The 24592-nt window shown below is 54.0% G+C and carries 39 protein-coding genes and 2 tRNA genes; 37 read left to right on the top strand and 4 right to left on the bottom strand.

Going from position 1 to position 24592, the window contains the following annotated elements; all coding sequences use genetic code 11:
• Positions 1-164: 164 nt before the first annotated feature.
• Complete coding sequence (locus ACFR81_RS06270; protein WP_343874273.1) at positions 165-941, top strand: SDR family NAD(P)-dependent oxidoreductase; 777 nt, start codon at positions 165-167, stop codon at positions 939-941.
• A 120-nt stretch (positions 942-1061) separates the two neighbouring features.
• Positions 1062-1135: transfer RNA gene (locus tag ACFR81_RS06265), tRNA-Pro, on the top strand.
• Between the two features lie 94 nt (positions 1136-1229).
• On the opposite strand, the gene ACFR81_RS06260 is transcribed toward ACFR81_RS06265, so the two are convergent.
• The 4 genes from ACFR81_RS06260 to ACFR81_RS06245 all read right to left on the bottom strand — a co-directional run bounded on the left by ACFR81_RS06260 (position 1230) and on the right by ACFR81_RS06245 (position 3653).
• Complete coding sequence (locus tag ACFR81_RS06260) at positions 1230-2396, bottom strand: tyrosine-type recombinase/integrase (protein ID WP_343874271.1); 1167 nt, start codon at positions 2394-2396, stop codon at positions 1230-1232.
• Between the two features lie 76 nt (positions 2397-2472).
• Positions 2473-2835, bottom strand: a complete 363-nt coding sequence (locus ACFR81_RS06255; protein ID WP_343874269.1) for an ImmA/IrrE family metallo-endopeptidase — start codon at positions 2833-2835, stop codon at positions 2473-2475.
• A 27-nt stretch (positions 2836-2862) separates the two neighbouring features.
• Positions 2863-3189, bottom strand: coding sequence for a helix-turn-helix domain-containing protein (locus ACFR81_RS06250; protein ID WP_343874267.1), 327 nt, complete (start codon positions 3187-3189; stop codon positions 2863-2865).
• Positions 3189-3653, bottom strand: a complete 465-nt coding sequence (locus ACFR81_RS06245; RefSeq protein ID WP_343874265.1) for a helix-turn-helix domain-containing protein — start codon at positions 3651-3653, stop codon at positions 3189-3191. The genes ACFR81_RS06250 and ACFR81_RS06245 overlap by 1 nt, the downstream gene beginning before the upstream one ends.
• 264 nt (positions 3654-3917) lie before the next feature.
• Here ACFR81_RS06245 and ACFR81_RS06240 point away from each other — a divergent pair, with 264 nt between their 5' ends.
• From ACFR81_RS06240 to ACFR81_RS06070, 35 genes are all read left to right on the top strand, one after another.
• Positions 3918-4187, top strand: a complete 270-nt coding sequence (locus ACFR81_RS06240; RefSeq protein WP_145177530.1) for a helix-turn-helix domain-containing protein — start codon at positions 3918-3920, stop codon at positions 4185-4187.
• Entirely contained in the window at positions 4184-4387 is a 204-nt protein-coding gene (locus tag ACFR81_RS06235) for a helix-turn-helix transcriptional regulator (RefSeq protein WP_377148678.1), read from the top strand. Before ACFR81_RS06240 ends, ACFR81_RS06235 begins: the two co-directional genes overlap by 4 nt.
• A gap of 12 nt (positions 4388-4399) precedes the next feature.
• On the top strand, positions 4400-5119 hold the full coding sequence (locus tag ACFR81_RS06230; protein WP_343874258.1) for a BRO family protein: 720 nt from the start codon (positions 4400-4402) through the stop codon (positions 5117-5119).
• The gene (locus ACFR81_RS06225; protein ID WP_343874255.1) at positions 5119-5289 is read left to right on the top strand and encodes a hypothetical protein; all 171 of its coding nucleotides are present in this window, start codon (positions 5119-5121) and stop codon (positions 5287-5289) included. The genes ACFR81_RS06230 and ACFR81_RS06225 overlap by 1 nt, the downstream gene beginning before the upstream one ends.
• A 125-nt stretch (positions 5290-5414) precedes the next feature.
• The gene (locus ACFR81_RS06220; RefSeq protein ID WP_343874253.1) at positions 5415-5582 is read left to right on the top strand and encodes a hypothetical protein; all 168 of its coding nucleotides are present in this window, start codon (positions 5415-5417) and stop codon (positions 5580-5582) included.
• Between the two features lie 9 nt (positions 5583-5591).
• Entirely contained in the window at positions 5592-5900 is a 309-nt protein-coding gene (locus ACFR81_RS06215) for a hypothetical protein (protein WP_343874251.1), read from the top strand.
• Positions 5897-6862 (top strand): YqaJ viral recombinase family protein, encoded by a 966-nt coding sequence (locus ACFR81_RS06210; RefSeq protein ID WP_343874248.1) that lies wholly within the window; start codon positions 5897-5899, stop codon positions 6860-6862. Before ACFR81_RS06215 ends, ACFR81_RS06210 begins: the two co-directional genes overlap by 4 nt.
• Before the next feature lie 3 nt (positions 6863-6865).
• Entirely contained in the window at positions 6866-7894 is a 1029-nt protein-coding gene (locus ACFR81_RS06205; protein WP_343874246.1) for a RecT family recombinase, read from the top strand.
• A 76-nt stretch (positions 7895-7970) separates the two neighbouring features.
• On the top strand, positions 7971-8174 hold the full coding sequence (locus tag ACFR81_RS06200) for a hypothetical protein (RefSeq protein ID WP_343874243.1): 204 nt from the start codon (positions 7971-7973) through the stop codon (positions 8172-8174).
• 13 nt (positions 8175-8187) lie between these two features.
• A complete protein-coding gene (locus ACFR81_RS06195; protein ID WP_343874241.1) occupies positions 8188-8592 on the top strand; it encodes a hypothetical protein in 405 nt (134 codons plus the stop codon).
• Between the two features lie 162 nt (positions 8593-8754).
• Positions 8755-9225, top strand: a complete 471-nt coding sequence (locus ACFR81_RS06190) for a hypothetical protein (protein WP_343874239.1) — start codon at positions 8755-8757, stop codon at positions 9223-9225.
• A 233-nt stretch (positions 9226-9458) separates the two neighbouring features.
• A complete protein-coding gene (locus ACFR81_RS06185; protein WP_343874236.1) occupies positions 9459-9617 on the top strand; it encodes a hypothetical protein in 159 nt (52 codons plus the stop codon).
• A 10-nt stretch (positions 9618-9627) separates the two neighbouring features.
• Complete coding sequence (locus tag ACFR81_RS06180) at positions 9628-9873, top strand: hypothetical protein (protein WP_343874234.1); 246 nt, start codon at positions 9628-9630, stop codon at positions 9871-9873.
• 152 nt (positions 9874-10025) lie between these two features.
• Positions 10026-10283 (top strand): hypothetical protein, encoded by a 258-nt coding sequence (locus tag ACFR81_RS06175; RefSeq protein WP_343874230.1) that lies wholly within the window; start codon positions 10026-10028, stop codon positions 10281-10283.
• A 108-nt stretch (positions 10284-10391) separates the two neighbouring features.
• Entirely contained in the window at positions 10392-10967 is a 576-nt protein-coding gene (locus ACFR81_RS06170; protein WP_343874228.1) for a hypothetical protein, read from the top strand.
• A gap of 166 nt (positions 10968-11133) precedes the next feature.
• A complete protein-coding gene (locus ACFR81_RS06165) occupies positions 11134-11508 on the top strand; it encodes a hypothetical protein (RefSeq protein ID WP_343874225.1) in 375 nt (124 codons plus the stop codon).
• A complete protein-coding gene (locus ACFR81_RS06160) occupies positions 11505-11765 on the top strand; it encodes a hypothetical protein (RefSeq protein WP_343874223.1) in 261 nt (86 codons plus the stop codon). The genes ACFR81_RS06165 and ACFR81_RS06160 overlap by 4 nt, the downstream gene beginning before the upstream one ends.
• A gap of 13 nt (positions 11766-11778) precedes the next feature.
• Complete coding sequence (locus tag ACFR81_RS06155) at positions 11779-12282, top strand: MazG nucleotide pyrophosphohydrolase domain-containing protein (protein ID WP_343874221.1); 504 nt, start codon at positions 11779-11781, stop codon at positions 12280-12282.
• Between the two features lie 96 nt (positions 12283-12378).
• A complete protein-coding gene (locus tag ACFR81_RS06150) occupies positions 12379-12882 on the top strand; it encodes a single-stranded DNA-binding protein (protein WP_343874217.1) in 504 nt (167 codons plus the stop codon).
• A gap of 70 nt (positions 12883-12952) precedes the next feature.
• Positions 12953-13087 carry a hypothetical protein gene (locus ACFR81_RS06145; protein ID WP_343874215.1) on the top strand — a complete coding sequence of 45 codons (135 nt, stop codon included), beginning with the start codon at positions 12953-12955 and terminating at the stop codon, positions 13085-13087.
• 130 nt (positions 13088-13217) lie between these two features.
• Positions 13218-13622 carry a hypothetical protein gene (locus tag ACFR81_RS06140; protein ID WP_145176307.1) on the top strand — a complete coding sequence of 135 codons (405 nt, stop codon included), beginning with the start codon at positions 13218-13220 and terminating at the stop codon, positions 13620-13622.
• Positions 13619-13969, top strand: coding sequence for a hypothetical protein (locus tag ACFR81_RS06135; protein WP_343874211.1), 351 nt, complete (start codon positions 13619-13621; stop codon positions 13967-13969). The genes ACFR81_RS06140 and ACFR81_RS06135 overlap by 4 nt, the downstream gene beginning before the upstream one ends.
• 207 nt (positions 13970-14176) lie before the next feature.
• Positions 14177-14593 (top strand): RusA family crossover junction endodeoxyribonuclease, encoded by a 417-nt coding sequence (locus ACFR81_RS06130; protein WP_343874208.1) that lies wholly within the window; start codon positions 14177-14179, stop codon positions 14591-14593.
• The gene (locus ACFR81_RS06125; protein ID WP_343874206.1) at positions 14593-14727 is read left to right on the top strand and encodes a hypothetical protein; all 135 of its coding nucleotides are present in this window, start codon (positions 14593-14595) and stop codon (positions 14725-14727) included. Before ACFR81_RS06130 ends, ACFR81_RS06125 begins: the two co-directional genes overlap by 1 nt.
• 269 nt (positions 14728-14996) lie before the next feature.
• On the top strand, positions 14997-15764 hold the full coding sequence (locus ACFR81_RS06120) for a zinc ribbon-containing protein (protein WP_343874204.1): 768 nt from the start codon (positions 14997-14999) through the stop codon (positions 15762-15764).
• Positions 15765-16532: 768 nt separating this feature from the next.
• Positions 16533-16605, top strand: a tRNA-Met gene (locus tag ACFR81_RS06115).
• Positions 16606-16689: 84 nt separating this feature from the next.
• On the top strand, positions 16690-17244 hold the full coding sequence (locus tag ACFR81_RS06110) for a hypothetical protein (RefSeq protein WP_343874198.1): 555 nt from the start codon (positions 16690-16692) through the stop codon (positions 17242-17244).
• A gap of 28 nt (positions 17245-17272) precedes the next feature.
• Positions 17273-18748: a phage terminase large subunit gene (gene terL / locus ACFR81_RS06105; protein ID WP_343874196.1), complete on the top strand. Its 1476-nt coding sequence runs from the start codon at positions 17273-17275 to the stop codon at positions 18746-18748.
• A gap of 16 nt (positions 18749-18764) precedes the next feature.
• Positions 18765-20282 carry a hypothetical protein gene (locus ACFR81_RS06100; RefSeq protein WP_343874194.1) on the top strand — a complete coding sequence of 506 codons (1518 nt, stop codon included), beginning with the start codon at positions 18765-18767 and terminating at the stop codon, positions 20280-20282.
• 2 nt (positions 20283-20284) lie between these two features.
• Positions 20285-21340 carry a phage minor head protein gene (locus ACFR81_RS06095; protein ID WP_343874192.1) on the top strand — a complete coding sequence of 352 codons (1056 nt, stop codon included), beginning with the start codon at positions 20285-20287 and terminating at the stop codon, positions 21338-21340.
• A complete protein-coding gene (locus tag ACFR81_RS06090) occupies positions 21330-22292 on the top strand; it encodes a hypothetical protein (RefSeq protein WP_343874190.1) in 963 nt (320 codons plus the stop codon). The genes ACFR81_RS06095 and ACFR81_RS06090 overlap by 11 nt, the downstream gene beginning before the upstream one ends.
• Positions 22293-22295: 3 nt before the next feature.
• The gene (locus ACFR81_RS06085) at positions 22296-22610 is read left to right on the top strand and encodes a capsid cement protein (protein WP_145176904.1); all 315 of its coding nucleotides are present in this window, start codon (positions 22296-22298) and stop codon (positions 22608-22610) included.
• Positions 22611-22632: 22 nt separating this feature from the next.
• On the top strand, positions 22633-23655 hold the full coding sequence (locus tag ACFR81_RS06080; protein WP_343874186.1) for a phage major capsid protein: 1023 nt from the start codon (positions 22633-22635) through the stop codon (positions 23653-23655).
• A 72-nt stretch (positions 23656-23727) separates the two neighbouring features.
• Positions 23728-24111 (top strand): hypothetical protein, encoded by a 384-nt coding sequence (locus ACFR81_RS06075; RefSeq protein WP_145176910.1) that lies wholly within the window; start codon positions 23728-23730, stop codon positions 24109-24111.
• Positions 24095-24523, top strand: coding sequence for a DUF6093 family protein (locus ACFR81_RS06070; RefSeq protein WP_343874183.1), 429 nt, complete (start codon positions 24095-24097; stop codon positions 24521-24523). Before ACFR81_RS06075 ends, ACFR81_RS06070 begins: the two co-directional genes overlap by 17 nt.
• Positions 24524-24592 lie beyond the last annotated feature (69 nt).

Raw genomic sequence — 24592 nt, 5'->3', positions numbered from 1 at the left:
TATTGATAAGGTGGCGGTTTCTCCCTGGGAAGGAACCGCCACCTTCTTAATGGAGCAGAGTTTTCTCGTTGCATATTTTCTATGGGCGGGTAGAAAAGGCTTGCATATTAATTGGTGGTTATGCATGCTTGAAGCAAGTGAAACCTTTCGGAGAAAGTAGCGTTATGATGAACTCTTTAGCTCTGGTTACTGGTGCATCATCCGGTATCGGTCTGAATATTACCAAGGAGTTAGCAGCACGTGGGCATGACATAATTGCTGTCGGTTCTTCGGAACGTGTGCATAAAGTGCAAGAGCATATTGAAGGGGTCAGGATTTACGCCGTTCAAGCCGACCTCACCACCGACGAAGGTCTGGATAAAATTTGGGCCAAGTTTGAGGGGCTAAATCGTCACTTGGATGTGGCAGTGCTCAATGCTGGCAAGAGCCTAGGCGGGGCATTTCACGATACTGACCTAGAAGATGAGCTCTATATGTTGCAGCTCAACGTGATTTCGCAGGTGAAGTTGGCGAAAAAGGTAGTGCACCGCATGGGCAGTCAACGAAGCGGGCGAATCCTGATAACGTCCTCGATGTCTGCGCTGACACCTACTCCGTTTGAATCTATTTACGGTCCCACACGCGCTTTTATGTACAGTTTTGCGCAGGGTCTTCGTGAGGAGATGAAAGATTACGGGGTGTCGGTCACTGCTTTACTACCAGGAGCAACAGCTACCAATTTTCATCACACGGCGCAGATGGATAACACCAAATTTGGTGATAACTCGTGGAAGAATGACCCGGCGGAAGTTGCTCGCCAGGGTGTCGAGGCACTTTTCGCTGGAAAAGATCATGTGATTGGTGGAAACAAAGAAACTCAAATGGACGCGCAGCGCAAAATGACGATGTCTGAAGCGGATAAGGCCAAGGAATTTGCCAAGGATAGCCGCCCTCAGGTATAGATTTTTGAGGTGTGATTGAGACCGCCCTAAAAAGTTTGAATTTTGGGGGTTCTCAATTTTGCGTTCAACCCAAAGCTGGGTATAGTTATACGAGTGCTTGAGGGAAACCTCGAGAACAATCGGGTTGTGGCGCAGCTTGGTAGCGCACTTGACTGGGGGTCAAGGGGTCGCAGGTTCAAATCCTGTCAACCCGACACAGAAAAGCCCCACTGACTAGGCATTACGCTTAGTTGGTGGGGCTTTTGTCGTAGGTTCAAATAACAGCATACCGCCGTTTTGCCGCCACATTCACCCCAAAAGCTCACCAAGGGCACCCGTAAAATCAACCACGCCCTCACGCTCCACATAGTACCGGCGCGTAATCTCAGGCGACGAATGGCCCAGCGCCTTACCCGCCGCCTCCATACCCTCGGCGCGCTCAATCAAAGTAGCCACAGCCTTGCGGTAATCAGAGAATTTCACGTGCGCGTACTCTGCAGGTTTCGCAGAGCGCCACATGCGCCGCATATTCGAATCACTAATATGCGTCCCATTTCTCGTACAAAAGACAGGCGCATTCAGATCTGCGCGTTCACGACGGGCACGCAGCACAGCCTCAACAAATGCGGGCATCTTCAAACCACGCTCAGAGTACAAACTCTTAGGAGTAGGCATGACCATGAGCCCCTGACCTTTGACAGCCGTTAGGGTGCTCGTAATGTAGAGCGTCCCTGTCGCAAAGCTGACATTCTGCCAGGAGAGCGCGAGCACCTCACCAGGACGACAACCGGTTCCAGCGAGTACGTCCACAAAATCTAGAAGTAGCCGGGCGTTGCGCGGTGGACCGGGCGCGCTCTCGGTTCCCCATGCAATGATTCCCTGGCGTATTGCCCGAATGTCCTCTACGGTCAGAGCCTTGACCGTCTTATGCGGTATTGGTGGCGTATCGGTGTATGCGGCGGGGTTATTTTGGAGTGCGCCGTCTTGTACGCACATTTTGAAGATAAGTCCGAGGCAGACTTTCGCGTGCCTTGCCGACGTCGCCCCGCCAATGGTCTCACCGTGTACGGTGCGCGGTTTCGCTACGTCCTGCAGGAACGTGTTCAGTCTGGATGCGGTGGCTTCACCGATGGTTAGCTGACCGATAAGGGGGACGATGTGCAGCCTGGTGGCTTGCTCGTAGGTGCGGTATGTGGAGGGCTTCAGACCTTTGCCGGGTAGGGTTTCAAGCCACATTGCGGCAACCTGGCTGATGGTTGATTGTGCGCTGATGCCGGTGCGGGTGGGGGTGACCCGTGTTTTTGCTTTGGCTTTTAGTTTGGTGATGGCGCGAGCTTTGGTTTTGTCGGTTGCGTAGATCCTTCGTGTTGCGCCGTCTGTGTCGCGTATGCGGGCGTTGGCTTGCCAGCTTCCGTTTGTTAGTTTGGTGGTGTTGATTTCTCCGAGTTGGCCGATGGGGAGGCGTTCGCGTGGCATTGGTTTTCTCCTGGTTTTGGGCGCGTTGTAGTGCGGGAAACTTTTGTGGAAACTTTTGTGCTGAAAAATCGGGTGGCTAGAGTTCGCCGCGTTCGATGAGGATGCGGTCTGTGAGTACGGCGGGGGTGACGTTGTGCTCGTCTGCTACGGTCTGCAGTGGCATGTCTTTGATGCCGTGGGGTATGCGGGGGAGTAGGGCTAGGGCGGTTGCTCTGCGGGCGCGCCGTTCCCTTTTACTGGTGGCGCAGGTGTCACCCCTAGCTATGTGCATGAGTTCGTGGGTGATGGCACAGCGGGCTTCTATGCGGGTGAGGGTGCGGTCTATCCAGATGCATTTGATGCCGTCTGTGTATGCTGCTGCGTGGGTGAGGTGGGTGGGGTGTATTTCGATGTGCGGGGGGATAGGAACCGGCAAGTCGAATGTGTGTTCGAAAAGCATGCGCCCATGTTACCCACCAGTAATCTTTTAATCCAAGTGCGCAGCAATCACCGTTTCAAGGTTAGAGAGCACCGCGCGCACATCCGTAGGCATCGCATCCACACGACGCACAAGCACCCCATCCACCTCTGGATTATAGATACCTGCCTCTTCATAAGCGGAAAGAAGCACAGAGATCTGCGAGCAACCCAAAAAATCAGCCAGCTTCTCCACGGTCGCATCCTTGGGAATACGTGACTCACCACTCACCAAACGGCGAAATGTTTTTTCCGCCACACCATACTCTTGCTCAAGCGACGTCCACGGCTTACCCACCTGCCCACGACGCAACAACATACGCTCAGACAACTTCATTACACTTCTCCTACTTCCTGCGATTCCTCACCAAGTGCATCAAAATATTCTCGACGTCGAACATGACCAACATTCTCCTCATCAGCAGCCAAAGCAACATCGGACCGCTCAGGATGAAAAGATTCAGACTCGACGGTCTTGTTTTCTGCCATGAGCCGCACAATTTCCACGACCGCCTTGCGCTCTGATTGATCTAACTTGTCTGCGTAAGCAGGAAGCTCGAATCTTTCATAGGTTGGCGCGACACCTGCAGCTTTTTCGAGTATGTCCACCGAAACACCAAGCACGGTAGAGAACGCTTTCAGCACCTCGACATCCGGCTTCTCAGGATGATTTCCAGATAGATACCTGGAGACAGTGGGCTGGGAAAGCTTGTAGCCCCGTGCGGTCGCAAGCTGGGCTATTCGGTTGGTTGAATACCCGTTGCGATTATTTTTTTTGAGCGTTTCGGAGAGTGTGGTCATAGCTCTATTCTCTGTGCTTATTCCCTTGAAATACAAGGTGAGTTTGCTTTTTCGTGTCCAATAAATACAAGCCTGTAACTCGCCAGTTTGCAGTGTTTTCAGAAAAAACTTCTAAACCTTACTAGACAAAGTTGTCCAATGCTGTTTATAGTTTAGTTATTCACTTATTCCGAATAAGCGAATAAGCCCACAAGATGGGCGGTGCTGATTGATAACTGAATTTTTATACATACAAAAATCACTACTGAACCCAGGAGGTTCACTATGGAAATTCAGAACCGCGCATTCACTGCGCGAGTAAAGCCGGGCGCCCTGAAGATGGCACTCGAATTTCACCGATTCACCTATCGGAAACTAGAACAGCTTTCGGGTGTATCGAAATCAACAATCGGGAACCTAGCCAACGGCAGGGCAACCACATGCAACCCTGAGACCGCCGCTAAGATCGCTGAAGCATTCGGGGTGAGCACTAATAATCTTTTTATGCTCGAACCTATTCACTATGCAGACGAAATGAATAAGGTGGCGGCGTGATTGTTGCCCTTGACCCACGAACACGGCTGAGTGAGCAGGAAGCCGCCGATTACTTGGGTGTAAGCATCCATCAGCTGCGCAAATGGCGTGTACAGGGCACTGGCCCCAAGTTCACGAAGCCGAATTACCGCACCATCCATTACCGAGTCTCATGGCTTGAGGACTACCTCGCTCAAGAAACACGAGAACCAATCATCTAAGGAGAAGAAAGAATGTCAGTCACATTACCTACTAAGACCGATTCGCTGCAGATCTTCAATTTCGCTGGCTTCCAGTTGCGCGCGCTACTCAAAGACGGCGCACCCTGGTTTGTTCGGAACGATGCCTGCGTAGCACTCGGTTTAGGAAATCCATCCCAGGCAGTTGTCAACTTCGATGAGGAAGATAAGGGGGTCACTACTACTGACACCCTTGGAGGTCGCCAACAGGTAGCCGTCATTTCTGAGGCTGGCCTGTATCAGCTCATTTTTCAGTCTCGCAAGGAAGAGGCTAAGGCTTTCAAGAAGTGGGTTACTTCTGAGGTGCTTCCGCAGATCCGTAAGACCGGTTCGTATGAGAAGCCTAAGACTTTGGAAGAGCGTTCGCTTGAGCTTATTCAAGACCTCACGGCTGAGCTTGAAGCGGCTCGCCCAAAGGTGGAGGTCTTCGACAAGGTTCTTACCCATGACCATACGTTTGGTTTCCGTGAGCTGTGCAAGAACTTGCGTGAGCATTTCCCTATCAATGAAACCGACGTTAAGCGAGTCATGCGAGATAAGGGTCTGCTGTATCAGCGTGGGCTGGTTGCTACGTCGAAAGCTGTAGACCAGGGCTGGGCGGTTCAACGCGCTTCAGGTATCTGGGGCGGTAAAGAAAGGTTTCAGCCACGGTTCACTACTAAGACGCTGGAATGGCTACTTGACGAACTGGCTCCGCTTGAGGATGTGGCGTAATGCGTGATTTGCGGGTGTCTACGAAATGGTCTGGCGCGGTTCGCGCTACAGATTTTCAGCGCAGGGTGCATGTCTCACGCACCGATAAGCGACCCACCACAGACGAGAACCGGCGGGCTTTGAAGTATTGGCTTGCCCACCACAACAAAGTTCTTGCTGCTCAGAAATAGGAATGGCCCTGCCTGAACCATTCAAGAAGTTACCACACAACTTGGAAACCCAGACAGGGCGCACATGGAAAGCATATCTCTGAAATGTCAGAAAGATAATGACTAACCCAAAGAAAGTATATCACATGAAGTACATACTGCAATTTTTCAACACCAAACAGCGTATCGCAATCGTCGCTATTGCGCTGGCAGCCCCCCAAGCTCTCACGGTCTCAGGAAACGGGGCAGCACTACTGCTCCTAGCCCTCGCCGGGTTCATCGCCTGGGAAGAATCAAAGAAAAACAAAGGATAAACATAAGTCATGACTAATCCCCATCCCCATTCCCCTCGCACGTTTGACCTTTTCGAAGAAGCCCGGCACGCCACCGAGCGCCGCACCTTCCAGCATGTCATCGAGACCCTGGAAGCTAAAGCGGAAGCCCTAGAAGAACAAGCGCACGCTATCCGGTCAGTCACCAAAAACCTGATTGACCCCGAATATGACGCCGTATGCCAGGCGGCACCGGACGCCCGAGAGATTGAAGAAATCGCCGCCGACCTACGCGGCACTCTCGCACCCGAAAAGGACGACGCACCCCAATCCCCAGACACCCCAAGGAGTACCAAATGAGATACCGCACCCTACTACGCAAAGGCATCAAAGGCATCACCCCCGGCGACGAAACACACAACCGCATGGTTACCGCCTCCAAAATCTCAGCAACCGCCATCCCCTCACGCTCACCCTACGAGTCCTACTTTTCACTCTGGCACAAGATGGCAGGAACCCTGCCCTGGGGGATTGACTCGGAAGCTGACCAACTCGTCATGGGCAACATGCAAGAACCCATCATCGCGGACTGGTTCGCATACAAACACCCTGAATTCAATGTGCGCGACCCTAAAAGCCGCGTATGGATAGCCCCAGAGCATTCACTCATTGGCGCTACCCCTGACCGAATTATCGAGCAAGGTGGCGACGTCGTGGCCCTACTCGAAATCAAGCATTCCCGCTCAGATGGGTGGGGCAAGCCTGGCACTGAAGAGATCCCTGACCATTACTACGACCAGGTTCAGCTTCAGATGCACTGCACCGGCGTTCATAAGACCTACGTTCAGGCTCTCGTGTACGGGACGCCGAAAGAGTACGTGGTGCAGTACGCGCCAGAGCATGCAGAATCACTTATCAACGGCGCCCTATCCTTCCTCGAAGCCCTGGCTGCAGGGGAGCAGCCAGATATTACCGACCCTGAGCACCTAGCGACCTATGACGCCGTGAGAGCACTCCACGACAACGTAGAGGATAAACAGGTGGAGCTCCCCGCGAATATCGCGGTTGCATACCTCGGGGCGTGTGAGCACCTAGAGACTGCGAAAAAAGAACAAGCAGCGGCTAAAACAATCCTGCTTGATGCCATGGGGGATTCAGCCCTAGCAACCTGTGCCGGTCACCTCATCGCCAAACGCTCTCAAAACAAGAACGGCGTTATCTCACTGAACAATCACAAGTCACGCCCCAAAGCGGCTGCACTTCGTGAAGAAACCAAACCTAAAAACAACCCGTTCCACGTCGTGGAACAGAAAGCAGCATAAACAATGAGCACCGCACTAGCACGCAACGAAAAAGTAAAATCCCTCGTATTCGCAAACCAAGCGCAGCACAAAGCAATGCTGCCACCTGACCAACAGGCACAAGTAACCGGCTGGCTATCCTCAGCCTACGCGGCTCTCTCCAAAGACCCGAACCTCGCACAAGCCGCAATGACCGCGCCTGAAACGTTCATCAATGCCATGAACGACGCCGCGCAACACGGTCTACGCCCCGGCACCACAGAGTATTACCTCACCCCGCGCAAGAACAAGGGACGCATGGAAGTGCTCGGCATCATCGGCTACCAGGGGCACATCGAACAGATGTACCGCTCAGGTAAGGTGCGCTCAGTCATCGTTGAAGCAGTCCACGAAAATGACTCATTCTCATGGAACCCTGGCGAGATGGAAAAGCCATCATTCCTTCCTGCAGGTGGCGGGGACGGCACCAGCTGGTTTTCTGGTAAGAAAGACCGCGGCGACCTGGTAGGCGCATTCGCTTACGCCATCATGGCAGACGGTGGAATCTCCAACGTCGTCATCGTGGACGCGGACCGAATCGCAGCCGCTAAGGACGCATCAGCCGGGTCACACTCCCAGTATTCACCCTGGCAGAAACACCCTAAGAGTATGTACCTGAAGACCGCAGCGCATGACCTCGCAAAGTGGGTGCCCACCTCAGCCGTTGACTTGCGAGAGAAAGCCCAGGCAACCGTAGGAAACCAGGCAGCTGTAGCGAACATGAACCATGCCGGGCAGGTACTCGCAAGCCATTCTGAGCCCGAGCCACAAGAAGTTCTGGAACCGGAATTTGTAGAAGAAATCAAAGCAGAAGAAGGCCCCGAGCAGGGAACCGGTGAACTTGCCGCTGAATCTCAGCTGAACGAGATTCGTAAACGCTACGCAAAGCAAGGGTATGAGAATGATGGGCAGATCGCCTCTGACCTTGAAGCAGCATTCAACCAGCAGGGCTTGAATATGCAGACTCTTACCCGTGAACAGGCTGACCAGGTACTCGCTAACCTAGCCGCCTAAACCCCTCTGCTAAAACCGTGTGCCCCTTCTTAGAACACTAGGGGAGGGGCACACCGTACCCACGGAGGAAGCTCAAATGTTCGCCCCAGAACCAAGCGGTCAAGAGACCCTGAACGCGCTTCAAGAGGGAACTCTGAAAGCTATCACCTACTACGGGCACATCATCAGATACAACCCGAAAAAGAAATACTTCGAATACCAATACCCCGGTGATAAGACCTGGGAATTTACTAACCCTACATGGCTCAGGGAAGCAGCCATAGCCTACGAAAAACGATAGAAAGGAGCGCCCGGTGAAAGACCAGAGGCACTGGATAAAAGTTACTCATGAGTTCCCTAGGCATCCTAAAACGCTGGCTCTTTCCGACGGCGCTTTCAGGTCACTAATCACCGCTTGGTGCTATGCCGCTGAGATGAAAACTGACGGTTTTTTGACAAAAAACTCGATAAAAACTCTCGCAAAACCCTCAAAAATTTCTGAACTTTTAGAAGCTGGTTTTCTCAAAAAAGACGAAAAAACAGGAGGGTACATACTCCACGATTTCACCAAGCACCAGACCGTCAAAGAAGAAACCAGCAAACAGGTGAGCCAGCAGAAAAACGCCGGTTCACAAGGGGGGAAAGCCTCAGCGCACAAACGATGGCACGCCGATAAAGGCATCAAAGACCCCGAATGTGAGCACTGCCAGGCGGCCTAAAACCGCTTACATTTTCGCTTACCAATCCGCTTACAAAAAAGTAAGCGAAAAAGTAACCAAGAAGAAGAAGAAGAAGAACTTAACTTAAGTACTCTGTCTGTCGTTAAGTACTTAAACGCGAACGCACGCGACGACAGGCAGAGGCAGAAAGAGAAAAATCCAATGACCATCAACAGGCCCCTCGCCAACCAGCTCGCTCAACCCATCACCGAATACCTCAAGCACTACCGCCCAGACCTCAAGCTCACCAACCAAATCGTCGCCAACCAAATCGCCAGCTCCGAACACGTCGGATCAACACCCGCCCAAATCATGCAAGCCGCCTGGAAACTCGCAGACCACCTAGCAAACCGAGGCACCAAATGGAAAACCTTCGGGATGCTCCCCTCCGTCATCGAAAGCCTCGCACCCTGGGGCTTCGAATGGGAGAACGACTGGGCAGAACCTTCGGACGTGGTCACCTCATGGGCTGGTGATCGGCGTCCTGCACCTCATGGCGGTAATGGGAATCATTCGCAGGAAGTGGAGGAGTGCCCAGCCCATACGGGTAAGCCGAAAAGTAACTGCCCTGGGTGTCTTGCGGATGTGAAAGCTGGTGATCGGGAGCCGTCGCAAATGAATGTGGTTTTGTGAGTCGAGGGCGTAACATGCCCGTAATAAGTCCAGGTTTGCCCCTGCCGGGCTTTTAGCCCCCTGTGCGGGTAATTGCTCACCTAACACATTTCTAGGCGCTTAGAACGCCACACAACAGTTTCAAAGAAACCGGCACGACACGCCCCCAAAAGCCCACCTAAAAGCCTTGCAAACGGACACACCACGCCCTAAACTAAAACCACCACACAACAAAAACCCGAAAGGAAAAAGCCATGCCCCTGCTCTACCGAGACCCAGGATTCCGGCACTTCGAACCACCAGACACCACCGAATGCGCCAACTGCGCAAACACCGTCCCAGACGACACCATCACCCCATCAACCACAGGTGAACCACTCTGCTACACCTGCGCCACCAACTGGAACAACTAAGGAAAACACCATGACCCGCGAACAAGAAAACTACATCGCAAACAACCGCGAAATCACCCCCGAACCCACCACAACCGGGCAACCCAAAATGAGCAAAAAAATAGCCGTAGCAACCACCCTCGCCCTCGTCGCCGGCCTCGGACTCCACGCCAACACCACAACCCACGACGACCGAACCATCGAAGCCCGCTCCGGCTTCAGCAAAGCTTTTGCCAAGATCCCCGGCCAGAAGCCATACCCCCGCCCCCGCGGCTAAAAAACACCATCACCCGAAAGAGAAGAAAACATCATGACTATCAACCGACGAAACCTCGTCAAGGCGCCGCATGGTCTGCGCCTGCAATCCTGGCCACCGCGACTGTACCGGCTTATGCGGCGTCGCAGACCTGCAACAGTAGCCTCGCCCTGGTGAAACAGGAGTCGGTGGCGGGGGAGTACATCCTCACCGGGTATGTGGAGGGCAACCTTGAGGGCTTGTCCTTGACCGGGCAGTTCCAGAACCTCCCCGACCCAACCAACTGGCAGATCAACGAGCGTGTGGCGGTTTATACCGGCACCCAGGACTACCTTTTCTTCACCGCAACCACCACCGCCACTTCGGTCACTGTGGGCGGGAAATGCGCGGCCACCGTTACAACCGCACGAGAACTCAAAACACGCGAATAACAGGAAGCGAAAAATGGAAGACCAATATCTAATTCTTACCGCAATCTTTACGTCATTCGCCGTCATCTGCGTACTCACATCAACCCGTTAGAGAAAGAGGAAAAGTAAATGAGCAACAACGAATACCCCGAAGAAATCTACATCTGCTGTGAAAACCATGGCTCGCTTGTAGATGAAATCGACTATGGCGGTCGCCAAGTAAAAGTGATGACAGAAAAAGCCTACGATTTTGGCAAGAAACACGCCCTGGCTGACACCGGCGACTGGCATAACCTCACGGGAGCTATCAAGGCTGGTGAGCCTATCGACTTCGAGAAGCTAGACGGTCAGAAAGTGCGAATCACTAATGGTCAATCTTCCGCGGAGTCAAAAATATACCGGAATGAATACTATCTGATAGATAGACCAACCGGGTGGTACTGCATGTTTGGTGATGCTTTCAGGGACGCCTGGAAAGGTTCGGATGGCTGGACTCTTTGGCTTGACGGTGAAATCCCCATGAAGAAACAAACCGCAGAACAGCTACCTTTTGGGACTAGTTTCAAAGATTCTCACGGGCATGAGTACGTTGTTGTGGCTCATGGGAGGGTACAAGCTCTTTACGGGAACTGCAACGTGACGCCGGCGAAAAACATTGTTGTCGCTGAGGTTGTTGGCATGTACGGGCAGAAAGAGAGCGAATAAATGAAACTCACAATTACTGTCAAACACACGGATGAGGGCTGAGATGTTCTAGTCGAAGAAGAGGAAGTGCTAAATGATACAACTTTCACAGAACGTATTGCGGCTCTTTCTTTCGCCCGTAGAGCCGTCGAAAGTGCAGAGAATAAATTAGTGGAGGAAGTAAAGAATGACTGAAAACATCGACGACCTCATTGACCGGCTTCGTGAGCTAGACCAGTCGGCAAGCCCCGCACCGTGGCACATAGAGCCTTATGAAAACATGGTAGTGACTGGGGACGATGAAACAGGGGAGGAAATCGGGGCTACTTATTACGGTCGGAAAAGAAGTAAGAAGCAAAGGGCAAACAGGGAAATGCTGACCGATGCCCGCAACGCTGTCCCTGCTCTGCTCGCTGAGATTGAGCGGCTATATGCTGAACTTGAAACTGCCAGAGAAGAGGCATGGGAGGCGTGCGCGGATAAAGCCTATGAGCTGTATCTATCAGAGGAACAGCGCGACGAGCTAATGCAAGCCAACCCTTACCGTGAGGAATCGGCGTGAGCGTCCGGTGTGAAGCTCACGTAGCTACCCCTAATGGCCACGTTTTCTATACCTCTGACCACCCGATAGCCGACGGCATGACACTCGAAGAGTACCTGCACTACATCAGGTATGAGCGGGCGATCTACACGCCGGGGGAGCACACCACATACACGGTGGAATGGCCCCAGGAAAACATCGTCGTGGAAACCTGCAAGCGTGACGGGATAGTAACGACCCGCCGGTTCTACGACCCCGACCAACCAGAACTCTTCTAAAGGAGAAAAAATAATGAAACTGTCTGATTATCAGGCGCGTGCCCTGGAAACCGCGCTACCCACCGCGCTCACACCCGAATACCTGGCACCCATGATTGTGGGTGAGGTAGGGGAGCTATTCGGCGCTCTAGCTAAGAGTATGCGTGACGGCTGGGATGAGGAACGCACCAAGCAGACTCTCACCAAAGAGCTGGGCGACGTGGCTTGGGGAGTAGCAGTCTGTATGCACGAACTCGGCATAACCGAAGAGCCCCCAGTCGATGAAGAAGCAGAAGGAATCGGCGACAGCGCCGCTTTGGGGATGCTTCTTTCCCTTGCTTCATACCTAGCAAAGTTCCACTACCACTCGGACAAAGCCCAAATGGGTGAGTCACTGATAGCTATGTGGATAGCTTTGCGGGCTTTTGCGTATTCAATCACCGGCTTGTCTTTTGATGAGGTGCTGGAAGCTAACCTTGCGAAACTCGCTGACCGTAAACAGCGCGGCGTAATCGGCGGGAGTGGAGATGAGCGATAGGCATCTCGGTTACGTCAAAGGTGAGTACATCATCAAGAACTCTAAGATGCCAATCAACCTGCTGGACGAAATCAATAAGAAAGAAGAAGAAAACTAATGGCTGAGGTTCATTTCAGGGGGACTATTACTAACGATCCTGCCCTAGCTTTCACGCCACAGGGGACACCCTCGCTGAAGCTGCGTGTGGCTGAGAATCATTCCTTCTACGACAAGGACCGGCAGGAATGGAAGCAGACCGGGACAACCTGGCGCGACCTCACTTTCTGGGGAAAAAAAGCTGAAGAACTGGACGGTGCTTTCCGTAAGAATGATTGGGTGGCTGTCTCGGGTAAAGAGGAATCACGCGAGTGGGAGACCAAGACCGGGGAGAAGCGCACCAGCCTTGGCATGCGCGACCCGCTAGTGGGTATCATCCCGAAACCGAACCGGGACGGACAAGGCAATCAGCAACAGGGCGGTTTCCAACAGAGCAACCAGCAGAACGGGAACTACAACGGGCAACAGCCCCCGGCACAACCTCCCGCGGCAGACCCTTGGGGTGCTCAATCCGGTGGGAACTACAACTGGGGAGCACCAGAAGACGAAGAACCACCCTTCTAAACCAACACCAAAAACCCGGCTTGCTACGCACCACAAAAAGGCGTAGCAAGCCCATCAAAAGGACACACCATTGAAACCTATCCTCGCTTATAAACGCTACGACGTCGCCGTCTACCAGTGCCCACGATGCTGGCGCATAGCCAAAGGCACACCACAAACAGCCGAACAGCTCATCAACGAGCACATGAAAGAACCATGCAACTAGCCCTCCATATCATCCTGTTCTTACTCATCATTGGTGTAATCGCCTGCCTTATCGGTATCGGCTACTTACTCGCCATAAGAGAAGAACCAATCACATGCACACCCCTAGACCTCCTCGAAAGGAAAGACTAATGCCAGGCTACTCATACGGCGCAGCAGGCTCCACACCTAGCGATGTAGCACGCCTACGCCTAGAACTCAGCAAAGCCCAAACTGCTTACGACGCACTAGGCGAAAAACTACGAGAAGCGGCAGAAGCCAACAAACGCATCAGCGCAGCCCTGCAGAAAAAGGTTGAAGAAAACACCGGTCTCAAAGAAGTAAATAAGAAGCTCATGGCTGAGAGTAAGCAGATCACTAAGAAGTCTGAATCTTCGCTGGCAGAAGCCGAGCAAAAGATAGGTGAGCGTGACAGGCTTATCGCTGACCTACAGGAACGTATCGAAGAGACACCTGCCCCGGTTGCTGAGATCGTGACCTTCGAGGGGTACCTGAAGCCAGGCGCGTTGGAAAAGATGCAGGAGCTCGTGGCATGAATAAGTACGCTATCCCGCAAGCTGATGAAGAGAACATTTACAGTTTCACGGATAAGTTCGGTGACACCTTGAATGTTGTACCGGATGGATCTGGTGGCATTCTTTTCGAGATTGAGCACGCCGGAGAAACCGTATCTGTAAACATGGGCGCTGATGTTGTTCCGGCGCAGATTATGGCTATGTTCCGGTATGCCGTGGACTCTACGGGGATGCGCCCGCATGAGCTGAAAGAGAAAGCTATCAAGGGCGGTCTGCTTCGTCCCACACGGGAACCGAACCGGCAGGAGCGCCGCCGGGCTAAAAAGCCGGTGTTCAATCCCGGCGCAAGTTTCGGGGTGAAAGCATGATATTCGGGTTTATCGCGGGTACTGCTTTCGCCGTATTCATTATCGTCTGTGTATGCAAAATCGCTGTGTTGTTTGTGGATAAAAGTTTAGATACCAGATCATGGTTTCTTTCCGCTATCTGCCTCACCGGCTACGGTCTTTCATGCCTATTAGTTTTTGTTATCGCTGTGGCTTGGCTACTTGGTGCTATTGGGACGGTGTTGTTTTATGCAGGAGGTTAGTTTTTTCGTCCCTGGTGTGCCAGTCCCGCAAGGCTCAAAAAACGCCGGGGTAAGGGGCGGGCGCGCCTACATGTGGGAAGCGAACAAAAAGCACAAGCCTTGGCGTGACAAAGTGACAGCCGAAGCAACCAAACACCTTGGGGTATTCGGTAAAGACACCCCCGTTGAGGTTCACGCGATATTCGTTTTTGACCGTCCTAAGAGCGTGGCTGTGAAGAAACGCCCACGCATGTCCGTCAAACCTGACTTGGATAAGCTCATGCGCTCTATCTGCGACTCAATCAGCAAAGCGGGCGTGTGGGGTGATGATGCGCGCATGGTGAAGCTTGTTGCGCAGAAACTTTATCCGAATGAGACAATTCTTGCGCTGGGGGCGCACATAACTATTAGAGAGGCTAAATAATGCAGATTCTTGTTGATACTCACGGTTATAAGGCTCGTTGCCGGGTATGTGGTTATGTGACCCCGTACTATACGCAAGCGGCTGGGGCGCGTGAGCACGTGGCAGAGCATGAGGTAATGGAACATGGCAATTAGGTTAGGTGGGAAAGTTTTTCACTCTGGGCACGGGTGGGTTCGTTCCTATGAGTCTTGCGACTGCGACGGCTGCCAGGAAAAGCAAAAGGAGGGCGAATGAGGGACTATTTCGCCGCCGTTGGAATCAGCATATTAATCATTTATTCAGTGCAGGTAGCCATCATCTTTGCGGTCAGGTTGACACCGTTTGACGCTCTCTGGTGGTACAGGGTTCTATTTACAGCCGCCGTACTGAGCTACGTTCAACTACGACTGAAACGAGGTGGCAAATGAATTGCCGCGCATGTGGAGCCGACAAGCAGACCACACCACTCTGCGGTAAGTGTCTGCTGAAGGTGAAGGATCTCTGCACCAGCGCTCACGACGTCATGCCTCTGATGGGTGATGAGATAGCTAAAGAAACCGCGAAAGCTAGGCTAGGCGGCGGGGGAGGGGACGGAGCACCGGACGTTATCAGCTTCCACGCGCTCGAAGCCCGCGACGACCTCAAAGCAACTATCAAGGCGCTGCAGAGCCGGGCAGGGATGGGGGCGAACGGTGAGCCAATGACGTTACAGGCTAACTTGTGGCGGCTCCAGCGGCGCACCTCGCTCACCTGGGAGAAAGACCCACTCGGGCACCTCCTAGACGAACTCACCGACCGCGTGCGGGATTGTTGGCGCATCGTGGACCAGCGGCAAGAAAAAACCACCGCCGGGCACTGCACACAATGCGGGCACCTCATCAGAGCAGCACAAGGCACAGAGATAGTACGATGCCCAGGATGCGGACACAGCGACCAAACCCAGTCAATCAAAGACCGCCTCCGAGAAGAAACCCTCGACCGGCTCAACGGCTCAATGCTCACCGCCACCGAAATGGTAGTAGCCGCCGCACAGCTCGGGGAAACCCTCAAAGAACAGACCATCAGAGGGTGGCACAAGAAAGGCTGGCTCAGCAGGGACGCCCAAAAAAGGTACCTGTTTGACGACGTCTGGGAACTCATGGAAACCCCTACCCAAAAAAGGCGAGACACGCCAACAAAAAGTACACGATAAGCCTTGCTCTGTGGGTTGTTGTGCGGTATGTTTTATGTAGAGTCGATACGACTGGGTGAATAAGCTTCCTCCTATTCACCACGATGTTTCTTCTCTTAGACGAAGGTGTGTGTGTTTACGAACGCCAGAGCAAAGCCCCTCACAACGACCAGGTGAGGGGCTTTACTCATACCAAAACCAGAAAGGTGGCACAGATGGATGCTGGACTAGCGCGTAACGTTGCCGCCAACCGGCTCAAATGGGCACTAAGGCATGAGGAAGCACGAACTAAAGCCATCGGGCTAAAACAGTTCAACCTCGACCACGAGAGACCCATCAAGCACACAAAGGCTGACCCAACAGCACGGAAAGCCATCGGGAGAATCAAATGACTGATGAAGAACGCGAACTGTTGGACTGGCAACAGGACAGGCACACGCCGGTACTTACTTCGGATGATTTTGTAGAGCCAGACCTCACGGACTGCGACTAAAGGTTCCTCAATGGTGGTGCCGAGGTTAATCACCCACTCGCGCTTAGGTTTTGAGCGACAAGGAAAACCACATAACTAAATAGCGCCGGTACTGAAACTGAGTTCCCGAACGGGAGTAAGGGCTGATTCGTCCGAGAATCTTTTGTCAATCAGTTACTGGGCGTAGCGCGTGGAAGAAGAAACCACCAGGTTCGTGACCTGGCACGCGCACAAGGTCTCATAGATAACAAAAGACATTGGGGACTATGAGACCCTAGCGCACCAACCTTGATGGGGGTCAAGGAAGATGCGCGCCCGCCACCGTAGCTCAATAGGCAGAGCACCTGAATCATAATCAGAAGGTCGCAGGTTCGAACCCTGCCAGTGGCACATTGACCGCCTGCAAAGGGTACACAGTATCAAGGCATGATCGTTCACAGGCGGTCACACAAACAAAACAAGAGAGGGGGCAGCATGCAATGCGACGCTAAAGCCAAATCAACCGGCAAACGATGCGCACAAAAAGCCGTCCCCGGACTCAAAAAATGCCGGTACCACGGCGCAGGCACCAAAGCCGCGAAAGCCAAAAGCCGCCGCATCCAGGCAGAACAAAAAATCATGACCGAACTAGAACGGTCAGCCCTCACCGGCAAAGCCCTAGTAGGCACCACAAACCCGCTAGACGAGCTGCAGAAACTCACCACTGAGCTAATCCACTTCAAAGACCAGCTCACCCAGCGCGTCAACCAGCTAGGGGATGAGCTCGCAAGCTACGACGAGAAAGACTCCGAAACCGTCAAAGCCGAGGTGGAGATATACCTCAAAGTCTTAGACAAACTCACGAAGACACTCGACATAGCTTTGAAGCACGACATTGAGGGCAAGAAACTCGCCATCGAGCAAGCTAAAGCTGAGATGGTAGCCGCCGCGCTCTTCCGAGTCCTCGCCGCCATCGGCATAACACCCGCACAGATGGACGCCGCGAAACTACTCATGCACGACGAGCTCACCAAACTAGCCACCGAATGAAACCAAGGATAGGGGAGGGCATGACACATTGGACGCTTTCCTCGACACCCTAGCCGGGTACTTCAAACCCCGCGAAAAACTATGGGACAAACCATTCGACGCCGCACGCCACTTCGACCCTAAGACGGTCAACACCCCGGCACTTGAAACCATTGACGATTTCCTTGTCCGAGCGTACGAGACCCCGAACTTTCGTGGCATCATCAGCATGCCACCACAGAACGGTAAGAGCATGCGGGCGTCAATCGCTTTCCCCGCATGGGTACTCCAGCAAGACCCAGACACACGCATTGTCATAGCCTCCTATGAGTCACAAATCGCTATCCGCTTCTCGGACGCGTTACGCCGTCAAATCAAAGACCGTGGCGCATCAGCCGGGCTAGAAATCGGTGGCAAAGACACCGAACGGAACTGGCAGATACGCGGGCACCGTGGCGGCGTCTACGCCGCATCAGTCGGCGGCGCACTCACCTCACGCTCAGCAGATCTACTCATCATTGACGACCCCGTTAAAGGTTTCGCTGAAGCATCATCACCTACCTACCAGGCGAAAACCTGGGACTGGTGGACAGGTACTGCGCTAACCCGTGTGCAGGGCGGCGGTAGCGTAATTGTTATCCTGACCCGCTGGCATGATGACGACCTCGCCGGTCAACTCATGCGAGCCAACCCCGGCGTCTGGGAGTTCCTACGCATACCCGCCCAAGCAGACCACCGCCCCGAGCTAGGCGAAACAGACCCGCTCGGACGTGAACCTGGCGAATACATGCAGTCAGTGCAGGGATTCACCACAGAGCAGTGGGACGAACGCAAATACCAGTCAGGCCCCAAAACGTGGGCGGCACTCTACCAGGGCGTACCCTCACCCGATGAGGGCGGCATATTCCCCGGTGAATGGGCAACCTATGAACAGCCCATGTGGACAGAGCAACCGAACGGTGCGCGCCTCGTGCCCGGTATCGAACGCCCCGACCACGAACTAGTGCAGTCCTGGGACTTCACCTTTGGCGACACCAAAGGCTCTGACTTCGTCGTTGGTCAGGTCTGGCTCAGAGTCGGCTCACAGGCGTACCTACTGGATATGGTGCGTGACCGCATGAATTTCCCGCAAATGCAGGACGCAGTCAGGAAGCTAACCGCCAAATGGCCGCAAGCCCAAACAACTTTTGTGGAGGCTAAGGCATCCGGTTCACAGATCATTGACTCGCTACGGCTAGAAATGCCGAACGCTTTTATCCCTGTGAACCCAACTGAGTCAAAGGTAGCGCGCGCTAACGCTGTCTCACCTTTCGCGTTCAGCGGCAACATCATTCTGCCTACCCCCGCGCTACTCCCCAACGTGGGGGAGATGCTGGAAGAACTAAAACTTTTCCCCGCATCATCCCACGACGACAGCGTGGACGCCCTCACCCAAGCAATCAGCCAACTACTGCTGTACCGCATCGACACCGGCGTAGGCGAGACCGTGGAACTCTACGAAGATTTCGAAATATCCGCATACTAAAACGAGAGGGGTCGCCGTGGGCTACCTTGCCAACCTAGCTGAGTCAGCACGTGAACGCCTCGGCATCTACCCGCGCTCAGAACGCACACAGCTCATGGACTCACTAGGGCTAGTACGAGAGAACCTAGCGCAAGCAGCTCTACGCCGTGAAAACAACGGATGGGCGAAAATCGGAGACGACAGCGTAGCCGCCGAATTCACCGCCCAGCAGCGCACAGATAACGCCACTCTCGCCCGCGAATACGCTGTAGCTAACCCACTCGCTAAGAACGGTCTCTCAGTACGCCAGGCATTTGTCTGGGGCACCGGCGTAGGAATCTCAGCGGCAGACGAAACCGTGAACGAAGTAATCCAGGAATTCTTGGACGATACCGGTAACCGCTCAACTTTTGCCGGGCACCAAGCACACCTAGACCTCGAACAGGGGCTAGGCACGGATGGAAACGTTTTCCTCGCGTGCTTCACGGATCCACGCACTGGGCGGGTGCAGGTGCGTACCCTCCCTTTCACTCAGGTTACTGACATCATCACTAACCCTGAAGACTCTACGGAGCCGTGGTTTTATCTGCGTGAGTGGACAGAACGGCGCGTGGTTACCGGTGAGACGGCAACAGTTCGGTTGAAGCAGTATTACCCTGCGCTGCAGTACCAGCCAGCTATGAAGCCTCGCCGCCTGAACAATGTGGAAGTACGTTGGGATGCGCCCGTCTACCATGTGAAAGACAACGGTAACCCCGGCTGGTTGTTCGGTGTGCCTGACCTTTTCCCGGTCGTGTCGTGGCTTCGTGGTTACACTGGCATGCTGAACGACTGGGCTAAGTTGAGTCGCGCCCTATCAACTATTGCGTACAAGATTAGCGGCAAAACCCGCAACGACACCATGGCAGCACGCGCCGCCATCCAATCCGCCTACGCCAATGGGCAACCAGGCGGAGCCATCGCAACCACCAACGCAGAAGTGGAAGCAATGCCAAAGACCGGCGCGAACATCGAAGCCGACGGTGGATTACCCCTGGCTCGCATGGTCGCCGCAGGTCTAGGTCTACCCATCACACTACTGATTGGCGACCCAGGCGTAACCGGCGCACGAGCCGTCGCTGAAACCCTCACTCAGCCCATGGTGCTGAACTTCAAGAACCGACGCGAACTATGGACAGAGTGCATTCGGGCAATCCTAAACCACGTCATTGATTCATCCATCAACGCCCCACTCGGAGCCCTCACTGGTAAACGAGTACGGGACGGTCACACGATGCGGTACGAACTGCCCGACGGTATGGAACGCACACTCATTATCGAATGGCCCGAAATTGAAGATACCACGCTCACTGAGACTGTGGACGCCGTCGTGAAAGGTCTTGACGCTGGAATCATCCCACCCGAGACCGGGGCGCGCCTGGTACTGCGCGGGCTACGCGTACGCGACGTTGACGAAGTTGTGGAATCCATGAAAGACGACGAAGGCAACTTCCTGACCGTGGACGATTCGCAGACAGAGGCAATGCTGCAGAAGTACAACGCTGGGGAGATCTAGTAATGCCTGTACCTACTGATGCCGCCGCCCTAGCCTTAGAGGTCAGGGCGGCTAATCAGCGCACCCTAGGAGGGCACGACGCAGAACTATTGCGCCGCTGGCTGGAACTGTGGGCGCGTCTTGAGCCTGAACTCGTAGACGCCGTCGCTGAAGTGCTGGCAACGTCTAAGACTGGTCGGGTGCGTCCCTCACGGCTCATTAAAGCTAAAAGGGTAGCGCAAGCACTAAAGCACGCACACTCCGAGGTAGCGGGCATAGTTGAGGAATACAGTGCCGTTGTTATCCCAGAGCTACCGGCGCAGATAAAAGCCATGCTCGAAGTGCACGAGCAAATCACCGCCATGCAACTACCTCCCGGCGGGGTAGGTTACAGCTTCGACCAGCTCAACGAGGGCGCGCTCAACCAGATAGTTGCGCGCTCTACTGAGCAGATCACGGCAACGCACATGGCTCTGCCGGCAATGGTTGATGAAGCTCTTAAAGCGTCCCTCACACGCGGTATCGCCGTAGGTGAGAACCCGGTAGAGACAGCCCGCCGTATCGTCAACCAAGCTAAAGGACGATTTACCGGAGGCATGGCAAGAGCGACCATGATAGCCAGAACAGAAATGCTCGACGCTCAACGTACCGCAGCCGCCCAATGGGAGAAAAACAACTCCCAAATCATAGACGGCTGGGTGTGGGTATGCGCCCTGGATAAACGCTCCTGCCCATCCTGTGTAGCAATGCACGGCAGTGTCCACCCCGTAGACGAGCAGGGACCGAACGACCACCAAAACGGGCGGTGCGCACGAGTCCCCAAAACCAAAACATGGCAAGAACTCGGATACAAGGCAGGTAAAGATACCCGCCCAGTTATTCCCACAGGTGAAGACCTCTTCAACAACATGAGTGAAACCGAACAGAACCAGCTCATCGGCGCAACCAGGGCGAACCTTGTACGCACCGGGCGCATCCAATTCGCAGACCTCACAGAGCTACGCGAAACACCAGGCTGGCGACCATCCCACCACATGCGCACCATCACAGACCTAGAAAGGATAGCCAATGCACGTTAGTGAATCAGGCTCCATCAAAGAGAACACCGGCTCCCGTATGCGCGTGCGCATGATTAGCCCCGGCAAAGGCTCATCAGGCTACTACTCGCCTGAAGTCATCGCAGAATCGGTTGACCTGTTCAAAGCAGGCACTCACATGAACCTTGACCATCCCTCGCAGACTGAGCGGTTCGAACGGCCAGAAGGCTCACTACGAAACCTTGTTGGCGTACTCGAATCTGATGGTCAGGTTATGCCTGATGGGTCTATCGAAGCTGATGTAAAAATCATGCCGACCTGGCGAGAATTCATCAAGGAAGCAGCGCCTTACATTGGCGTGTCCATCAACGGCGACGGATCTATCACCGAATCAGCCAATGGCGAGCGAATCATCGAATCACTAACCGCCATCAACTCAGTGGACTTCGTGACCAAACCAGGACGTGATGGGCGCGTCCTCTCCATCCTTGAGTCAGCACGCCCCGAAAAGAATTCTCAGTCTTCCGAGACTGAAGCAGAGCCAAAGAAACATGTAACCGAAAGTAAGGATTCCCTCATGGAAATCACCGAATCAGAGTACAAGCGACTCACCGAAGCCGCTAACCCTGCAAAGATTGCAAGCCTCGAAGAGAAGATTGCAGCCCTACAGGAAGAACTCGAAAAGGAAAAAGCTAAGGGCAAAGCCGCACAAGAATCAGCCGTGCGCATTCAGGCCCAGCAAATCATTGAAGAAGCATTCACCGGCATTGAAGCCCCTCGCGGTAAGAAGCGCTTGCTCGAATCAGCTGTGAACGCTGAAGAGTTCGACGCCGAGAAGTTCAAGACCGCCGTTCTTGAAGAAGCCTCTGAGTACAAGCCCGCTGGCGGCACCGTCTCAGGTCTCGGCGCGAACGCAACCGACTCCACCCTCACCGAATCAGCCAACGACGCTGATTACGACTCACAGATTCTAAACGAATTGAAGGGACTCTAAACCATGGCACTTAACCAGCGCTACCCCGAAGGCAAGCACATTGCCCTACCCGCTGACAAAGACTACAAGTCCGGTCAGCCCGTAAAGATCGGCTCAATCACCGGCGTTGCACTCATTGACGCTAAGGCGGGCGAAAAGGTCACCATCTGGCGTGATGGTTCCTTCGTTTTCCCCATCGATGCAGCAGTCACCGTTGGCGCTCCAGTCTACCTCGTATCTGGCGCTATCAAGGCGGCAGGCACCGACGTATTCGGTTACGCATTGAACGCAACCTCTGGTGCTGGAGAAGTCGAAGTACTTCTCAAGGGCAACCTCTAAACCCGAAAAGGAATACAGCTAAATGGCTAATCAGAAAATTCTTGAAGCCGTCCAGACCTTTAAGGCAGGACTGCACGGCACCCCTATGGCTCAGGCGCAGCTGCTTGAAGCTATGTCCACCTCCGATTTCGCGCCGCGTCTTGGTGCTGGCTTCGAAATTCAGATGCTCGATATCTGGAAGGAAACCGAAAAGGAATGGCAGGGCATCGCTAAGCGCGTTGTCGTCCCTGACTTCCGCCCCATCAAGCTCGGCACCTTCCTGAACGGCACTGACCTTCTCCCCGTCAACGAGGGTGAAGAGTACAAGGCGCAGGGACTGACTGAGTCCAACGTCGAGATCAAGGCTGAGAAGATGGGTCGCCGTCGCCAGTGGACTTATGAGCTGGAGAAGGCACGCGCTTTCTCGGTTCTGGCGAACATTCCCCGCGATTTCGCAGATGCCGCCGTCAAGGCTGAAAACACTGCTGCTTTCAAGTCCCTGGTGGACGCAAAGGGCGCGCTGAACACCTCGTTCTTCACTGGTGCAGCTAAGCCCACCAATCTGCCACTGAACGCGGAGAACCTTGAGGACGCTTACCGCTCCCTCGCGCTGCGTAAGGGTATCGACGGCGTGAAGACCGCCGACGTAAGCGACCTATACCTCGTCGTACACCCCGCACAGCTTTTCGCAGCTAACCGCATCGTGAACGCTGAAACCATCGAGGTAACCAACGGCACCGTTAAGACCACCGAGGCTAACCCTTTCCGTGGTCTGGTCAAGGTCATTGCGCCTCAGACCCTCGCTAACCTCGGCATGGACGTTAATGCCTGGTTCTTGCTACCTGGTAGCGCGTCTCAGAACCCTGCTCTTGGTATCGCTTTCATGCAGGGTGAAGAAACCCCTGACATTCGCGTAAAGAATGACCAGGGCTTCCGTGTAGGTGGCGGCAACATCGCCCCCGAGGAAGGCTCCTACATTGATGACACTATCGATTTCCGAGTGCGTCATATCGTCGGTGGCACCACCCTGTTCAATCACGCGGCTTACGCATCAGCTGGTAAGTAGAACCGCAGGGAAACACAGGCAGAGAACTAGTTTTCTCTGCCTGTGCTACTCCCCGCATGAAAGGGCAAGAGCATGACTGAGTACGAGCACTACGACCAAGTAGACGACTTCCGCCTACTGATTGCAGACCTCGACAAAGCTAACCAGCTCTTCACCGATGACCAGCTTATGAGCTTCATCCGACTATCTGGGGGCTCACTCAAACGCGGTGCAGCACGCGCACTGCGCACCATGGCCGCATCAGAGGTCATGCTCTCCAAGAAGATTTCTTCACAGGATCTCTCCACGGATGGGCCAGCGGTTGCCGCTGAGCTTCGAGCGCAGGCACAGGCACTTGAAGATGAAGCCGCTGCAGAGGAGAAAATCGATATTGAGCTAGGCACGTACGCCGATTATGTGCCGTTCACAGGCTCGGGCAGGTGCGAGGGGGAGGAATACAATGCCTCTTGCTGGTAGCCGGGTTATCCCCGCCGCCTGGTCTGACCACCATCGACCCACGGCGGAAAGCGCTATGACTGGTACTTGTGAAATCCTTTTGCCTGGTCCACGCGAAACCCTGGATGAGTCTGCTGGGGAAATGTTCTGGGGCGAGTTCCCGTGCCGTGTGCAACAGCATAATGGGCAGGGCGCTGACTCTATAGCCGCCGGTCAGGAAGTGCAACAGCGCGAATACCTGGTGGCTCTCCCCGTTGAGTGCGGTATCGATTTCATCACCGGCACCACAGGGCATGTTATTCATGTGCTCTCTGGTAATGACCCGTTCATTGTCGGGCGTCGCCTCAACGTTGTTCAGGTGCTTTACGGTAACGAGACGTGGCAGCGTGACCTTTTGTGTCGTGATGTGCTTACACAGAATCGGGTGCAGTGATGGCAGGCTTCGATATTGATACAACCGAGCTTATGAATGTCGCCGGCGTATTTGATACGGCCAGCCAGG

Origin of the sequence: Rothia amarae, from assembly GCF_042677725.1 — a bacterium.
Lineage (GTDB): Bacteria > Actinomycetota > Actinomycetes > Actinomycetales > Micrococcaceae > Rothia > Rothia amarae.
Note: the sequence above shows the minus strand (reverse complement) of the source record. Positions and strands in the feature narration are given on the sequence as shown.

What these genes read in the sequence shown, in the direction of transcription:
- ACFR81_RS06270 (WP_343874273.1), top strand. Translation starts at nt 165, where the DNA reads ATGATGAACTCTTTAGCTCTGGTTACTGGTGCATCATCCGGTATCGGT.
- ACFR81_RS06260 (WP_343874271.1), bottom strand. Translation starts at nt 2,396, where the DNA reads ATGCCACGCGAACGCCTCCCCATCGGCCAACTCGGAGAAATCAACACC.
- ACFR81_RS06255 (WP_343874269.1), bottom strand. Translation starts at nt 2,835, where the DNA reads ATGCTTTTCGAACACACATTCGACTTGCCGGTTCCTATCCCCCCGCAC.
- ACFR81_RS06250 (WP_343874267.1), bottom strand. Translation starts at nt 3,189, where the DNA reads ATGAAGTTGTCTGAGCGTATGTTGTTGCGTCGTGGGCAGGTGGGTAAG.
- ACFR81_RS06245 (WP_343874265.1), bottom strand. Translation starts at nt 3,653, where the DNA reads ATGACCACACTCTCCGAAACGCTCAAAAAAAATAATCGCAACGGGTAT.
- ACFR81_RS06240 (WP_145177530.1), top strand. Translation starts at nt 3,918, where the DNA reads ATGGAAATTCAGAACCGCGCATTCACTGCGCGAGTAAAGCCGGGCGCC.
- ACFR81_RS06230 (WP_343874258.1), top strand. Translation starts at nt 4,400, where the DNA reads ATGTCAGTCACATTACCTACTAAGACCGATTCGCTGCAGATCTTCAAT.
- ACFR81_RS06225 (WP_343874255.1), top strand. Translation starts at nt 5,119, where the DNA reads ATGCGTGATTTGCGGGTGTCTACGAAATGGTCTGGCGCGGTTCGCGCT.
- ACFR81_RS06220 (WP_343874253.1), top strand. Translation starts at nt 5,415, where the DNA reads ATGAAGTACATACTGCAATTTTTCAACACCAAACAGCGTATCGCAATC.
- ACFR81_RS06215 (WP_343874251.1), top strand. Translation starts at nt 5,592, where the DNA reads ATGACTAATCCCCATCCCCATTCCCCTCGCACGTTTGACCTTTTCGAA.
- ACFR81_RS06210 (WP_343874248.1), top strand. Translation starts at nt 5,897, where the DNA reads ATGAGATACCGCACCCTACTACGCAAAGGCATCAAAGGCATCACCCCC.
- ACFR81_RS06205 (WP_343874246.1), top strand. Translation starts at nt 6,866, where the DNA reads ATGAGCACCGCACTAGCACGCAACGAAAAAGTAAAATCCCTCGTATTC.
- ACFR81_RS06200 (WP_343874243.1), top strand. Translation starts at nt 7,971, where the DNA reads ATGTTCGCCCCAGAACCAAGCGGTCAAGAGACCCTGAACGCGCTTCAA.
- ACFR81_RS06190 (WP_343874239.1), top strand. Translation starts at nt 8,755, where the DNA reads ATGACCATCAACAGGCCCCTCGCCAACCAGCTCGCTCAACCCATCACC.
- ACFR81_RS06185 (WP_343874236.1), top strand. Translation starts at nt 9,459, where the DNA reads ATGCCCCTGCTCTACCGAGACCCAGGATTCCGGCACTTCGAACCACCA.
- ACFR81_RS06180 (WP_343874234.1), top strand. Translation starts at nt 9,628, where the DNA reads ATGACCCGCGAACAAGAAAACTACATCGCAAACAACCGCGAAATCACC.
- ACFR81_RS06170 (WP_343874228.1), top strand. Translation starts at nt 10,392, where the DNA reads ATGAGCAACAACGAATACCCCGAAGAAATCTACATCTGCTGTGAAAAC.
- ACFR81_RS06165 (WP_343874225.1), top strand. Translation starts at nt 11,134, where the DNA reads ATGACTGAAAACATCGACGACCTCATTGACCGGCTTCGTGAGCTAGAC.
- ACFR81_RS06155 (WP_343874221.1), top strand. Translation starts at nt 11,779, where the DNA reads ATGAAACTGTCTGATTATCAGGCGCGTGCCCTGGAAACCGCGCTACCC.
- ACFR81_RS06150 (WP_343874217.1), top strand. Translation starts at nt 12,379, where the DNA reads ATGGCTGAGGTTCATTTCAGGGGGACTATTACTAACGATCCTGCCCTA.
- ACFR81_RS06140 (WP_145176307.1), top strand. Translation starts at nt 13,218, where the DNA reads ATGCCAGGCTACTCATACGGCGCAGCAGGCTCCACACCTAGCGATGTA.
- ACFR81_RS06135 (WP_343874211.1), top strand. Translation starts at nt 13,619, where the DNA reads ATGAATAAGTACGCTATCCCGCAAGCTGATGAAGAGAACATTTACAGT.
- ACFR81_RS06130 (WP_343874208.1), top strand. Translation starts at nt 14,177, where the DNA reads ATGCAGGAGGTTAGTTTTTTCGTCCCTGGTGTGCCAGTCCCGCAAGGC.
- ACFR81_RS06125 (WP_343874206.1), top strand. Translation starts at nt 14,593, where the DNA reads ATGCAGATTCTTGTTGATACTCACGGTTATAAGGCTCGTTGCCGGGTA.
- ACFR81_RS06120 (WP_343874204.1), top strand. Translation starts at nt 14,997, where the DNA reads ATGAATTGCCGCGCATGTGGAGCCGACAAGCAGACCACACCACTCTGC.
- ACFR81_RS06110 (WP_343874198.1), top strand. Translation starts at nt 16,690, where the DNA reads ATGCAATGCGACGCTAAAGCCAAATCAACCGGCAAACGATGCGCACAA.
- ACFR81_RS06095 (WP_343874192.1), top strand. Translation starts at nt 20,285, where the DNA reads ATGCCTGTACCTACTGATGCCGCCGCCCTAGCCTTAGAGGTCAGGGCG.
- ACFR81_RS06090 (WP_343874190.1), top strand. Translation starts at nt 21,330, where the DNA reads ATGCACGTTAGTGAATCAGGCTCCATCAAAGAGAACACCGGCTCCCGT.
- ACFR81_RS06085 (WP_145176904.1), top strand. Translation starts at nt 22,296, where the DNA reads ATGGCACTTAACCAGCGCTACCCCGAAGGCAAGCACATTGCCCTACCC.
- ACFR81_RS06080 (WP_343874186.1), top strand. Translation starts at nt 22,633, where the DNA reads ATGGCTAATCAGAAAATTCTTGAAGCCGTCCAGACCTTTAAGGCAGGA.
- ACFR81_RS06075 (WP_145176910.1), top strand. Translation starts at nt 23,728, where the DNA reads ATGACTGAGTACGAGCACTACGACCAAGTAGACGACTTCCGCCTACTG.
- ACFR81_RS06070 (WP_343874183.1), top strand. Translation starts at nt 24,095, where the DNA reads ATGCCTCTTGCTGGTAGCCGGGTTATCCCCGCCGCCTGGTCTGACCAC.